Genomic DNA, 12,377 nt, shown 5'->3' with positions numbered 1-12,377 from the left:
CCGCGCCCCCGACGGGGCCGAGGTCAAGACCACGCTGGACCTGCTCAAAGGCTTGTCGCTCAAGGGTTGCCTGGTCACCGCCGACGCCCTGCACGGCCATCCGGCCATGCCAAGCGATGCGCAAGGCCGGCGCCCACTAGGCCCTGAGCCTCAAGGCCGATCGGCCAAAGCTGCTGGCCGACGTCCAGGCCGCCTTCGACGCGGCCGGCGACAGCCTGCCCGTTCACCAGACCTGGAGACCCGCCATGGCCGCCGCGAACTGCGCGCCGCCAGCGTCCTTCCGCCAAGCTGGCCGCCGATCCCGGCTGAACCGACCTGGTTCGCCATCGGCCGCATCCAGGCCGAGCGCACCAAGGACGGCAGGACCGCCGCCTCCGCCCGCTACATCCTGCCGTCGCGCAAGCTCAGCCCCGCCAAGCTGGCCCAAGTCGTTCGCGCCCATCGAAAATCACCTGCACTGGACCCTGGACGTGGTCTTCGATGAAGACGACGCCAGACCCCGCAAAATCACGCTCCCGAAAACCTCCCCGTCGTCAGACGACTGGCGCGGGGCATGCTCAGCTCCCACCCCGACACCAAGTCCATCTCACGCAAGATGAAGATCGCCTCTGGCGGCAAGCCTTCTTCTTCGAGCTCTTTGCTCATATGCGATAGCCCTGCCCCTTTGGGGAAGGGAAGGAAATTAGCCCCTCACCGCCGCGATCTGCGCCTCCGACCACCCGATCTCCGCCAGCACCGACGCCGTGTGTTCGCCCAGGCTCGGCGCCGGGCCGCGCGGTCCGTCCGTCGCGCCGGGGAACCGGGCCGGGCCGGCCGGGGCGGGGAAGGTTCCGCCGTGGCCGTCGGGGGTCTCGACGAAGCAGCCGGCCGCGGTCGCCTGCGGGTCGGCGACCAGGTCGCGCGGCGTCTGCCAGGGCGCCCAGGTGAGGTCGCCGGCGTCGAGGGCCGCGGCGGCCTCGGCGTAGTCCATGGTCGCGAACGCCGCGTCCAGGATGTCGACCAGGGCACCGCCGTGCTCACGGCGCAGGCGGGCGCTGGAAAAGCGCGGGTCCTGAGCCAGTTCCGCGCGGCCAGCGGCCGCGGCGATCCGCGCCCAGTCGGTCGAGCCCTGGCGGGCCAGCAGGCAGATCCACCGGCCGTCGCGGGTCTGGAAGAAATTGGCCAGGGGTTGCACCGCCTCGCGCCGGGGCCGGGTGGAGGCCAGCTTCCCGAACCGCAGCTGGATGGCCATGTCCGAGCCGATCGCATAGACGCCGGTGCGCAGCAGCGAGGTCTCGACCAGCCGGCCGACGCCGGTGCGCTGGCGTTCGTGGACCGCGGCGAGGATCGCCGCCACCGTCGCCAAGGACGTCACGTGGTCGCCCATGCCGGTGCGGACCGGGAAGGGCTCGGCGCCCTTGGGGGCGGTCAGCGCGCCCACCCCGGCCCGCGACCAGAAGGCGGCCACGTCCATGCCTGGCCGATCGGCGTCGGGGCCTTCCAGGCCGTAGCCGGTCAGGCTGCAATAGATCAGGCGCGGGTTGACCGCCTTGAGGCCTTCGTAGTCGAGCCCGGCCCGCGCCAGGCCGGCGGGGCGGACATTGGTCAGGAAGATGTCGGCGTCCCGGACCAGGGCCTTGGCGGCGTCGCGGCCGGCCGGGGTGCGGATGTCCAGCACGACCGAGCGCTTGCCCCGGTTGTCCAGCTCGAAGACCGGGTTGGCGGCCTGGTCGGAGCCGAGGGTGTCGAAGAAGCCGCGCATCGGGTCGCCGTCGGGCGACTCGATCTTGATCACGTCGGCGCCCCAGTCGGCCATGATTCCGGCCGCGCCGGGGGCGGCGATATAGGTGGCCAGCTCTATGACCCGCAGATCGCGCAGCATCGCGTTCCTCCCGCCTTTGTCGTTGCGCGGGAGTGTGGACGATCCAAACGGTCGTTGGGAAGCGCTTAGGCGACGGCGCTCTGGCCGGCGCCGACCGCCTTGCGGTCCAGGGCCGCCGCGTCGGCGACCGCGCGGGCCACGGCCGCGACGCTGACGGGCTTGCGCAGCACGGTGTCGGCGCCAGCGTCCAGGCATTCGCGGGCCTCGTCGGCGTCGCCGCCGATCACCGCCACGATCGCCACGTCGCGGTTGGCCCCGTCGAGGGCGCGCACGGCGGCGGCGGTCTGGGGACCGTCCAGGATCGGCATGCGGCCGTCCAGCATCACCAGGTCGAAGTCGCAGATCCGGGCCAGGTCCAGGGCGCGGCGGCCGTTCTGGGCGTGGACCACCTGGTGGCCCAGCTGCTCGAGGATGGCGCGCAGCATGGCCGCGTTGAGGGCGTCGTCCTCGGCGATCAGGATCCGCAGGTTGCGCGGCGGAGCGCCGGCGGCCTCCACCGGCTGCGGCGTCTCGCCGTCGGCGGGCTCGACCGCGCAGACGGCGGCCTCGTCGAAAGGCAGGGTCAGGGTGAAGCAGCTGCCGACGCCGACGGCGCTGGTCGCCTCCAGGGTCCCGCCCATCAGCCGGGCCAGCTGGCGCGACAGCGACAGGCCCAGGCCCGCGCCGTTGACGCCGGCCCCGGTGCGCTCGACCCGCTGGAACGCCTGGAAGGCCTGGTCCATCTCCTCGCGCGACAGGCCGGGCCCGGTGTCGGCCACCTCGATGGCGATCCGACCTTCGCGCCGCTCGACCCGGACCTCGATGCGACCGCGCACGGTATATTTGACGGCGTTGCCGACGATGTTGGCGATGATCTGGCGGGTGCGCAGGGGATCGCCGACCACCGCGCCGAACTGGCGACGCTCCAGGTCCGGTTCGACGTGGACGCTCAGCTCCAGGCCCTTGGCCACCGCGTGGGGACGGTCCAGCAGCACCAGGTCGCGGATCAGGCGGACGGGCTCGAAGGCCACGCTCTCGACGGCCAGGCGGCCGGATTCGGCGGTTTCGGAGTCCAGGGTGGCGTTGAGCACGGCGACCAGGTCCTGGGCGGCGTCGAGGGCGGCGTTCAGCTGCTCGCGTGAGGGAGCCGCGCGTCCCCCTTTTCCGGCGGCGGCGGCCAGCACGTGGGTCACGCCGGTCAGGCCGTTGCGGATCTCGTGGCTGAGGGTGGCGACGATGTCGGACTTGGAGCGGGCCGTGCGCTCGGCCTCCTCCAGTACGGTCAGCCGCTCCTCCAGCAGGGCCTCATGGGCCAGGGCCAGGGCGTGCTGGCGGCCCAGCATGCGGTTGAGGACCAGCGACAGGGCCATGGCCAGGGCGATCGCCCCGAACGCCATGCCGCCGGACCGCTCGCTTTCGGGACGGGCGAACAGCAGGTACAGCGGCCCGGCCGCCGCGACCGGAGCGGTCAGCAGCAGGACCAGAAGGCAGGGGGCGGCGAAGAAGATGCAGACCACGGCCGCGCCCGCCGAGACCAGCAGCAGCGTCTCGCGCACGCCACCCGCGCCGTCGGCGAAGGCGGCCATTTGACACACCGTCATGGCCCACAGCAGGCTGGACATCACATGCACCCGCGTTCGCCGGGCCAGGTCGCCGGCCGCGTCGGTGCGCAGCCAGGCGACGACGCCGTAGAAGACGCCCCAGTTGATCGCGAACGCCGCGAAGCTGACCGCCATCCAGCCGGCGTTCCGCGCGAACGAGCCGGCCCAGACATAGATCGGCAGGCTGACGGCGAACACGGCCAGGGCGTAGGGCAGCAGGGCGGTCTGGGCGTCGAGCGCCAGGCGGGCGGCGGCGGCGCCGTCGTCGTCCGCGGGTATGTTTGGTCGGCGCTCGGCGAACAAGGACTGATTCCTCGGCTGGTGAGGTCAGACCCTAGGCGGTCGCGGTTTGCGCCCCGTTACGGCTTATCGTTAACGAGCGCGGCCATGAGGGCAAACAATCGTTAAGCCTAACGAGAGATGATCCGATTCCCCGCCGTTCCGTGGGCTTGAAGGGGAAGACCGATGGCCACCACCCGCGCCGCCCTGACCGAACACGACATCCGCATGCTGGTGAAGGGCGCGACGCCCGACGAGCGCGCCCTGGCCGCTCACAAGCTGTGCCGCACCATCGACCGGGCCGAGCTGGACGAGGCGCAGCGCGCCCTGGCCGGCGAGATCCTGCGGGTGATGGCCGTCGACGCCGCCGAACTGGTGCGCCGCGCCCTGGCCGTGACCCTGCGCAACTCACCGACCCTGCCGACCGATGTCGCCAACCGCCTGGCCCGCGACGTCGAGAGCGTGTCGCTGCCGGTGATCAGCTTCTCGCCGGTGTTCAGCGACGCCGACCTGGCCGAGATCGTCCGCCTGGGCGGGCCGGTGCGCCAGCTGGCCGTGGCCAAGCGTCCCAGGCTGTCGGGCAAGGTCGCGGCCCTGCTGGTCGAACAAGGGGGCGAAGAGGTGGTCGCCGCCGTCTGCGCCAACGACAACGCCCGGATGTCGGAGGCCGCCCTGCAGCGGGCGCTGGAGCGCTTCGCCAAGTCCGAGACGGTGCTGACCGCGGTGGCCTATCGCTCGGCCCTGCCGCTGTCTGTGACGGAACGCCTGATCGACATGGTCGGGGAGCAGCTGCGCGACCACATCCTGGCGACCCACCCGCTGTCGGCCGAACGGACGCTGGAGCTGATCCTCGGCGCCAAGGAGCGGGCCACGATCGACCTGGTCGACCAGGCCGGCCGCGCCGCCGACGCCAAGGCCTTCGCCGCGCACCTGGCCAGCGTCGGCCGGCTGTCGCCGTCGCTTCTGCTGCGCGCCCTGGCCCATGGCCACATGACCTTCTTCGAGTGGGGCGTGGCCGAATTGGCCGGCGTGCCGCACCACCGCACCTGGCTGATGATTCACGACGCCGGGGCCCTGGGCCTGAAGGCGATCTGCGAGCGGGCCGGCCTGCCGCCACGCCTGTTCCCGGCCCTGCGCGCCGGGGTCGACGCCTTCCACGCCCTGGAATACGACGGCCGCCCCGGCGACCGCGCGCGGTTCCAGGAGCACATGATCCAGCGCTTCCTGACCGCCTCGCCGGCGGTGTCTCGCGAGGACGCCGACTACCTGCTGGACCGTGCGGACCGCCTGCACGAACAGGCGAAGACGGCGGCGGCGGGGTAGGGGCCAACCCCCTTTCGAAATTCCTGGCGCCGCGTCGCTCCCGCGCCAACCTCGTGCGATGAAAAAGCGCGCCCGGGATCGCGCTTGGTCAGGCGCCGAGCAGGCTCCCCGGCCACGCCCCGGTCGCGAACGGCAGGCCCTGCTCCTTCCAGCCGGTGATCCCGCCCTTCATCAGCTTCACGGGGCGACCCAGCACGGCCAGCTTCAGCGCGGCGCGATCGGCGCCGTTGCAGTGCGGGCCGTCGCAATAGACCACGAACAGCGTGTCGGACGGCCATGCCGCCATTCGCTCGGCGGTGATCTCGGGGTGGGGCAGGTGCAGAGCGCCCGGCACGTGGCGGCGGGCATAGGCCTGCGGCGTGCCCACCACGTGCAGCAGGACGAAGTCAATCTGGCCGGTCCTCATCTCCGCCGCGACGTCGGTACAATCGGTCTCCACGGCCAACCGGCGGGAGAAATGGGCGACGGCTTCCGGCGACGGCGCGGCGGGAAGGGCGGAAACGAAACTCAACACAGCCTCCTCGATTGGGGCCGGAGACTTGCCCGACGCGGCCGGGCTGGGTTAGCCGGCCTGATTGCCATAGACCGTCGTGATCATGCCAAAATCGCCCCTTCGCCCGACATCCGCCAACGGCCCCAAGAACCTGAAGGTCGTGGCCCTGGCCTATGACGGCCTGCGCACGTTCGAGTACGGGTCGGCGGTCGAGCTGTTCGGCCTGCCCCGGCCCGAGATGGGCCCAGACTGGTACACCTTCGCGACGGCGGCTATTGAGCCGGGCCCGTTGCGCGGCCTTGGCGGCGTCCAGGTCATCGCCGACGGCGGCCTGGACCTGGTCGAGCAGGCCGGCACGATCATCGTCGCCGGCTGGCGGGGCGCCGACAAGCCCGTGCCCCGACCGGTGATCGAGGCGCTGCAGAAGGCTCACGCCAGCGGCGCCCGGGTGATGTCGATCTGTTCGGGCGTCTTCGTGCTGGCGGCGGCGGGCCTGCTGACGGGGCGGCGCGCAACCACCCACTGGCACGACGTCGACACGCTCCGCGCCCGCTATCCCGACATCGATGTGGCGCCCGACGTGCTCTATGTCGACGAAGGCGACATCCTGACCTCGGCCGGGAGCGCCGCGGGGCTGGACCTGGGGCTGCACTTGATACGTCGCGACTTCGGCCCGAAGGCGGCCAATATCGTGGCCCGGAGGCTGGTGGTCCCACCGCATCGCGATGGCGGCCAGGCGCAGCTGATCCAGCGGCCGGTGCCCGACGCCTTCGAGTCCCCGCGCCTGTCGCCGATCCTGGACCGCATGCGCGCCGACCTCGCCCGCGAACACACGGTCAAGGCTCTGGCGGAAGCCGCGGGCATGAGCTCCCGCACTTTCCTGCGCCGCTTCGAAGCCGCCACCGGCACGACCCCGGCCCGCTGGCTCTTGGCCGAGCGCCTGGCCCGGGCCCGCGACCTGCTGGAGACCACGCCCGCCGGCGTCGAGCAGATCGCCCACGCCGTCGGCTTCGGCGCCGCCGCCCTGCGCCGCCACTTCCGCGCGCAGTTCGCGACCACGCCCCGAGCGCACAGGGCGCGGTTCGCACGCTCGACGTAGCGGACACCGAGGGAAACAGGACAGGGTGGATGTCGGGACTTGGCTCCCTCTCTCTGGGAGAAGGTCAACCTCCGCAATGGGTGAAAGACGGCCACGCACGACGACAGACGGCGGCAACCGCTTTGTGCCTTCAAAATGTCTGAGTAATTCCTCGCGCGCCTGACGGGGATTAGGGGAAGAGGGCGAATGGTTGACCTGCCGAAGGAGTGAAGCTCATCCGGGGTCCTTGATATTCTGCCGCTTCATTCAACGAGGACGGCGCCGGCCACGGTGTAAATTTGTCCGACAAAAATGAGGCGCGCGTCTTGTCGCCGCCGCCTTGGGTGCGGTAGCAAGGCGCAAACGGGGAAGCGTCATGCGGCATGAATCGAAGTCGAGCGGAATAGTCACCCCTGGCCGTGCTCGGCTCCGGACCTGGCTCGCCCGCGGCGCCCTGCTGCTGTGCATCGCCCTGCCTTTCAGCGGGCTGGCCGCCGAACCCGCGCCGGGCAGCAACCCGCTGCTGCGCGACGTCTTCACCGCCGACCCCGCGCCGCTGGTGGTGGGCGACACCGCCTATCTCTACGTCGGCCATGACGAGGCGAAGGGCGACGAATTCTTCCGCATGAACGATTGGCGCGTCTATTCCTCGCGCGACCTCAAGCACTGGACGTCGCACGGCGCGATCATGAAGCCGACCGACTTCAGCTGGGCGGTGGGCGAGGCCTGGGCGGCCCAGACGGTGCAGCGCAACGGACGCTTCTACTTCTACGCCACCGTGACGCACGACAACAGCCATCCGGGCAGGGCCATCGGCGTGGCGGTGGCCGACAGCCCGCTAGGGCCCTTCAAGGACGCGCGCGGCTCGGCGCTGGTCACCGACCAGATGACGCCCGGCCCCTATGGCTGGGACGACATCGACCCCACCGTCCTCATCGACGACGACGGCACGGCCTGGCTGGCCTGGGGCAACCCGGTGCTCCACATGGCGCGGCTCAAGCCCAACATGACGGAGTTGGACGGGCCCATCGAGAATATCGCCCTGCCCAACTATACCGAGGGGCCGTGGCTGTCCAAGCGCAAGGGCCTCTACTACCTGACCTATGCGGCGATGGCCCACCAGGGCGTATGGGAGCACCTGGCCTACGCCACGGCGCCCAGCCCGCGCGGGCCATGGACCTATGGCGGCATCCTCACCGGCCCGGTCAAGAACAGCTACACCATCCATCCCGGCCTGCTCGACTTCAAGGGCCGGTCCTATCTGCTGTATCACAACGGCACGCTGACCCTGCCCGACGGCCAGACCGGCGCCGGCGCGCGCCGCAGCGTCACGATCGAGTACCTGCACTACGGCGCGGACGGGAGCATCCTGCCCATCACCCAGACCGAGGCCGGCATCAGTGTGCCGCCCCCGCCCGCCGCGCCGGCTCCGGCCATCGACTATGGCCGCTCGGACCCCGCCGTGCGCGTGCAACAATTCGCCCAGGGCTATCCGACCGCCTGGCCTGGCGCGCCGGCGCTGGCGTCGGTGGCCGACCCCTTCAACCAGGCGCCGGAGCCCCTGGGCTTCAACAGCAACGGCGGCCTCGGCCGCCTCGCCCAGACCTTCGTGCCGTCCGCCGACATGACGCTCGCCCGCATCAGTCTCTACGCGGGCGACGGCCTCGGCACCGGGGACGGGCGCTCGTTGCGGCTGTCGCTGCGAGACCTGGGCGAGGCGGATGGTATCGACGGCGGAACCGAGCTGCTCGGCGCTCCGGGCGGCCTGGCCATCGCCTACCAGCCGCAGGGGGCGGGCCTGCTGAGCTTCGAGTTGGCCACCGCCAAGCCGGTCCTGCTGAAGGCGGCGCGCCGCTATGTGCTGGAGCTGAGCGGTGAGCGCAAGGCGCTCACGATCTATCCGCGCGCCAGTCGTAGCGACGTCTATGCCGCCGGCGCCGCGTACGGGGACGGCCAGTCGCTCAAGGACAGGTCCGGCGCCGCCATCGACCTCGCCTTCGCTCTCTACGGCAGGCCCTGATCAAGGCCCCGACGCCGGAACTGTCGGCGGAGTGGGGGAGCCAGTCCGGCCGGAGTCCGCGCGGGCGGGCCCCTGACGCGCCGCTTGAAAGCCGACCCGCCCTAAGCCGCCGGCAGCTTCGCGCCCGTCTCCCCCACCCAGTCGACGATCTCCGACAGGGCCTGGCCGACAGCCTGGTCATAGGCCGGGATGATCGCCGACAGGCGGTTGTCGGCGGCCTTGACCCGGGCGACGAACACCTTGTCGCCCAGCAGGGCGCGGTCGTTGCTGCGGGTTGTGACGGCCCGGATCTCGACCAGCACCTCGGGCGGCGCCTTGGGGCCGTCGACATAGTCGGTCTCGAACGAACGGACCTCCAGACGCAGGGCCATGGCCGCCTTCAGGGCCTCGCCCCGGGTGACCAGCCGGGCCTGGCTGCCTTCGGCCTCGAAGGCCCGGGCCACGGCCTCGTCGAACAGCACGATGGCCGGCGAGACCCAGCGGGCGTCAGAGATGTAGGCCGCTTCGCCATTGGTCACCGACAGCAGGCGGTCGCTCATCGCGGCGCGGGTGAACACCGTCGGCGTCTTGAAGACCCCGAAGTTCTTGTCCGTCACCGGCCGCGAGCTTTCCACCGCCGCGTGGCCGAAGCGGTAGAGACCGGCCGGCTTGGTCTTGGGGAACAGGCTGATGCAGCCGGTGAGGGCGACGGCCGCGACGGCGATCGTCGCCGACCGCAGGGTGGTGCGCAGGATGCTCACGGCTTGACCTCCAGTTCCTTGGCCGGCGCCTTCCCGACCAGGGCGCGCGGGTTCTGTTCGACTTCGCTGACCAGCCGGTCCAGGGACTCGGCGGCCGACTGCAGGGTGACGACGGCCGACGACAGTTGCGGCAGGCCGGTGGCGGCGAAGTCGCTGGTCGGGCCTTCCAGCTTGCCGACCATGCCGCGCACGTCCTTGGCCGTGGCCTTCAGCTCCTCGGCGGCGTCGCCCAGGTTCTTCAGCGTGCGCTTGGCGTCGCCGTCGGCCAGGCCGTTGACCGAGTCCGACAGCTGGCCGATCTTGGTCGAGGTGGTGTCAATGCTCTGCAGGGCCTTCTGGGCGTCGGCGATGATCGCCTTGCGCTCTCGCAGCTCGGCGGTGACCGCCTGGACGTCGTTGAGCGAGGCGCTGAAGGTCTTGACGTTGTCGTCCGACAGCACGCGGTTGACGCGGTCCAGGGCCTCGATGGTGCGGGTCAGCACCGTGCCGCCGCCTTCCAACAGGTCGGACAGGGCGCTGCGCTGGCTGCGGATCACCGGCACCTCGCCGCTCTTGACCGTGGTCTTCAGCAGCGGCTTGGACGGCGCGCCGGCGGTGATCTGCACATAGTTGACGCCGGTGATGCCCTGGGGCTCCAGGGTGGCGAAGCTGTCGGTCTTGATCGGCACGTCCGAGGTGACGCGCACGCGGGCGATCACGCGGTTGGGGTCGGACTTGTCCAGGGCGATCTTGGTGACCTCGCCGACCTTGATGCCGTTGAAGTGCACCTCGCCGCCGTCCGACAGGCCGCGCACCGGGCCGACGAACAGCACGTCGTACAGGTCATATTCCTGGTTGAAGCTCAGCTTGGCCAGCCAGACGGCGAAGACCAGCAGACCCATGAACAGGATCAGCGTGGCCGCGCCCACCAAGGCGTAGTTGGCGTTTCTTTCCATCAGCTCGTCCTCGGTGTGGTCTGGGGAGCCATTTGGGTCGCCGCCTGGCCGGCGGCCGCGCGGCCTCGCGGTCCCATGAAATACTCCTGGATCCAGGGGTGGTCGTTCTTCTCCAACTCCTCGACGGAACCGGTGGCGACCACCTGCTTGTCGGCGATCACCGCGATGCGGTCGGTGATCTCGTAGAGGGTGTCCAGGTCGTGGGTGATCATGAACACCGTCAGGTCCAGGCTGTCGGACAGGTCCTTGATCAGGGTGTCGAAGGCCGCGGCGCTGATCGGGTCGAGGCCCGCGGTGGGCTCGTCCAGGAACAGCAGCTCGGGGTCCATGGCCAGGGCGCGGGCCAGGCCGGCGCGCTTGCGCATGCCGCCCGACAGTTCGGCGGGCTTGAGGTTGCCGGCCCGGGCGGGCAGGCCGACCAGGGCGATCTTCAGGTCGGCCAGGTGCTCGATCTCGCCCTTGGGCAGGCGGGTGTGCTCGTGCAGCGGCGCGGCGACGTTCTCGCGCACGGTCAGGTTCGAGAACAGCGCGCCCTGCTGGAACAGCACGCCCCAGCGGCGCTCGATGACGTTCCAGCGGCGGCGCGAGGCGTCGGCCATGTCCTGGCCGAACAGCTTGACCGAGCCGCCGTCGGGGACCTTCAGGCCGATGATGGTGTTGAGCAGTACCGACTTGCCGGCCCCGGAACCGCCGACCACGCCCAGCACCTCGCCGCGGTTGGCGGTCAGGTCCAGGCCGTCGTGGATGACGTTGTCGCCGAACCGCGAGACGAGGCCCGTGACCCGGATCGGCGGCGCCTCGGCCGTCGACGGCGCCTCGTCCTCGGCCGGAGGCGGGCGCGCGGTCAGGTCCTTCGACCTGCCCTTCGGCGGCTGGGCCGGGCTCACAGGTTGAGTTCCATGTAGATCAGGGCGAACACCGCATCGATGGCGATGATCGCGAAGATGGCGTGAACCACGGCGGCGGTGACGCGGCGGCCCAGGGACTCGACGTCGTTGCCGACCTCCATGCCCTGGCGGCAGCCGATGGCGGCGATGACCATGGCCATCACCGGGGCCTTCGACAGGCCGATCCAGAAGTGCTGCACGCCGATCGAGTCCTGCATCCGCTGCAGGAAGAAGGTCGGCGACAGGTCCAGGGCCGCCCAGGTGACCAGCATGCCGCCGGCCAGGCCCGCCAGGGTGGCCACGAAGGTCAGCAGGGGGATGGTGATCAGCAGGGCGGCGAAGCGCGGCAGGACCAAGGCCTCGTAAGGGTCGACCCCCATCACCTGCATGGCGTCGATCTCCTGGTTCATCTTCATCGAGCCGATCTCGGCCGCGAAGCTGGAGGCCGAGCGGCCGGCCAGCAGGATGGCGGTGATCAGGATGTTGAACTCGCGCAGCACCGAGACGCCGATCAGCTCGACCGCGAACACCTGGGCCCCGAACTGGGTCAGCAGGTTGGCGCCCAGCAGGGCCACGACCGCGCCGATGAAGAAGGTGGTGACCGCCACGATCGGGATGGCGTCCAGGCCGGCGCGCTCGGCCAGGGCCACCACCGGCGCCCAGCGGATGCGGCTGGGCTTGGCGATGCAGCGGCCGATGGCGACCAGCAGGTGCCCGAGGAAGGCCAGGGTGCCGTACAGGTCGCCGCCCAGGCCGTAGACGCCGCGGCCGATGCGCTCCAGGAGGGCCAGGAAGCCCTTGCGCGGCGGCGCGGCCTCGGGCTCGACCTGGATGGCGTCGTCGACCAGCTGCAGCAGGCGCAGGGTGCGCGGGCCGGCCTTGATCCGGCCCGTGTCGAGCCGGCCATCGGCGGCGCGGATGATGGCGTAGGCGCCCGCCGTGTCGCAGCGGCTGATGTCGCTGAGGTCGAGGTTGACGGCCTGGGAGCCTTCCATGGCCTGGACCAGGCGTTCGCCGGCGTCGACCATGCCGCGCGCGGTCCAGTCCCCCGAGAGCACGGCCGTCTTGTGACCGGCGGTCTCCTTGAGGGTGAAATCAGCCGGAGCGCCCATGAAGTCTCGTCGGTCCCTGTAATCCGCCGTCGAAGCTTACCAAGACGCTCGACCAAGCCCAAACGTGCC

10 protein-coding genes and 1 pseudogene are annotated in these 12,377 nt (G+C 70.8%); 4 read left to right on the top strand and 7 right to left on the bottom strand.

Going from position 1 to position 12,377, the window contains the following annotated elements:
* Window positions 1-484, top strand: a pseudogene (locus tag J2X41_RS20385) (hypothetical protein); the annotation flags it as partial.
* Window positions 485-682: 198 nt separating this feature from the next.
* On the opposite strand, the gene J2X41_RS20380 reads toward J2X41_RS20385, so the two are convergent.
* Both J2X41_RS20380 and J2X41_RS20375 read right to left on the bottom strand, forming a co-directional pair.
* Window positions 683-1,861: a CaiB/BaiF CoA-transferase family protein gene (locus J2X41_RS20380; protein ID WP_310085062.1), complete on the bottom strand. Its 1,179-nt coding sequence runs from the start codon at window positions 1,859-1,861 to the stop codon at window positions 683-685.
* Between the two features lie 65 nt (window positions 1,862-1,926).
* A complete protein-coding gene (locus J2X41_RS20375) occupies window positions 1,927-3,744 on the bottom strand; it encodes an ATP-binding protein (RefSeq protein WP_310085059.1) in 1,818 nt (605 codons plus the stop codon).
* A gap of 162 nt (window positions 3,745-3,906) precedes the next feature.
* Between J2X41_RS20375 and spbR the strand changes: the two genes are divergently transcribed.
* Complete coding sequence (gene spbR / locus J2X41_RS20370; protein ID WP_310085056.1) at window positions 3,907-5,043, top strand: pole-localized protein SpbR; 1,137 nt, start codon at window positions 3,907-3,909, stop codon at window positions 5,041-5,043.
* 88 nt (window positions 5,044-5,131) lie between these two features.
* Here the strand turns inward: spbR and J2X41_RS20365 are convergent, their stop codons facing one another.
* Complete coding sequence (locus J2X41_RS20365) at window positions 5,132-5,554, bottom strand: rhodanese-like domain-containing protein (RefSeq protein WP_310085054.1); 423 nt, start codon at window positions 5,552-5,554, stop codon at window positions 5,132-5,134.
* 85 nt (window positions 5,555-5,639) lie between these two features.
* Between J2X41_RS20365 and ftrA the strand changes: the two genes are divergently transcribed.
* Both ftrA and J2X41_RS20355 read left to right on the top strand, forming a co-directional pair.
* Window positions 5,640-6,635, top strand: coding sequence for a transcriptional regulator FtrA (ftrA, locus tag J2X41_RS20360; protein WP_310085052.1), 996 nt, complete (start codon window positions 5,640-5,642; stop codon window positions 6,633-6,635).
* 355 nt (window positions 6,636-6,990) lie between these two features.
* Complete coding sequence (locus J2X41_RS20355; protein ID WP_310085049.1) at window positions 6,991-8,634, top strand: glycoside hydrolase family 43 protein; 1,644 nt, start codon at window positions 6,991-6,993, stop codon at window positions 8,632-8,634.
* Between the two features lie 101 nt (window positions 8,635-8,735).
* Here J2X41_RS20355 and J2X41_RS20350 read toward each other — a convergent pair whose 3' ends face one another.
* From J2X41_RS20350 to J2X41_RS20335, 4 genes are read right to left on the bottom strand one after another with little or no spacing between them, the layout of a single operon-like run.
* Entirely contained in the window at window positions 8,736-9,374 is a 639-nt protein-coding gene (locus tag J2X41_RS20350; protein WP_310085047.1) for an ABC-type transport auxiliary lipoprotein family protein, read from the bottom strand.
* Window positions 9,371-10,309 (bottom strand): MlaD family protein, encoded by a 939-nt coding sequence (locus J2X41_RS20345; protein WP_310085044.1) that lies wholly within the window; start codon window positions 10,307-10,309, stop codon window positions 9,371-9,373. Before J2X41_RS20345 ends, J2X41_RS20350 begins: the two co-directional genes overlap by 4 nt.
* Window positions 10,309-11,157: an ABC transporter ATP-binding protein gene (locus J2X41_RS20340; RefSeq protein WP_310085071.1), complete on the bottom strand. Its 849-nt coding sequence runs from the start codon at window positions 11,155-11,157 to the stop codon at window positions 10,309-10,311. The genes J2X41_RS20345 and J2X41_RS20340 overlap by 1 nt, the downstream gene beginning before the upstream one ends.
* A gap of 35 nt (window positions 11,158-11,192) precedes the next feature.
* Window positions 11,193-12,308 (bottom strand): MlaE family lipid ABC transporter permease subunit, encoded by a 1,116-nt coding sequence (locus tag J2X41_RS20335; protein ID WP_310085041.1) that lies wholly within the window; start codon window positions 12,306-12,308, stop codon window positions 11,193-11,195.
* Between the last annotated feature and the right edge of the window lie 69 nt (window positions 12,309-12,377).

Origin of the sequence: Caulobacter sp. BE254 (genome assembly GCF_031457295.1) — a bacterium.
Lineage (GTDB): Bacteria > Pseudomonadota > Alphaproteobacteria > Caulobacterales > Caulobacteraceae > Caulobacter.
The sequence above is the reverse complement of the archived record's forward strand: the minus strand, read 5'-3'. Positions and strand labels throughout refer to the sequence as shown.

Excerpts from the sequence above, each read along its gene's own strand:
- J2X41_RS20335 (WP_310085041.1), bottom strand. The coding sequence starts at position 12,308 with ATGGGCGCTCCGGCTGATTTCACCCTCAAGGAGACCGCCGGTCACAAG.
- J2X41_RS20355 (WP_310085049.1), top strand. The coding sequence starts at position 6,991 with ATGCGGCATGAATCGAAGTCGAGCGGAATAGTCACCCCTGGCCGTGCT.
- J2X41_RS20345 (WP_310085044.1), bottom strand. The coding sequence starts at position 10,309 with ATGGAAAGAAACGCCAACTACGCCTTGGTGGGCGCGGCCACGCTGATC.
- ftrA (WP_310085052.1), top strand. The coding sequence starts at position 5,640 with ATGCCAAAATCGCCCCTTCGCCCGACATCCGCCAACGGCCCCAAGAAC.
- J2X41_RS20380 (WP_310085062.1), bottom strand. The coding sequence starts at position 1,861 with ATGCTGCGCGATCTGCGGGTCATAGAGCTGGCCACCTATATCGCCGCC.
- spbR (WP_310085056.1), top strand. The coding sequence starts at position 3,907 with ATGGCCACCACCCGCGCCGCCCTGACCGAACACGACATCCGCATGCTG.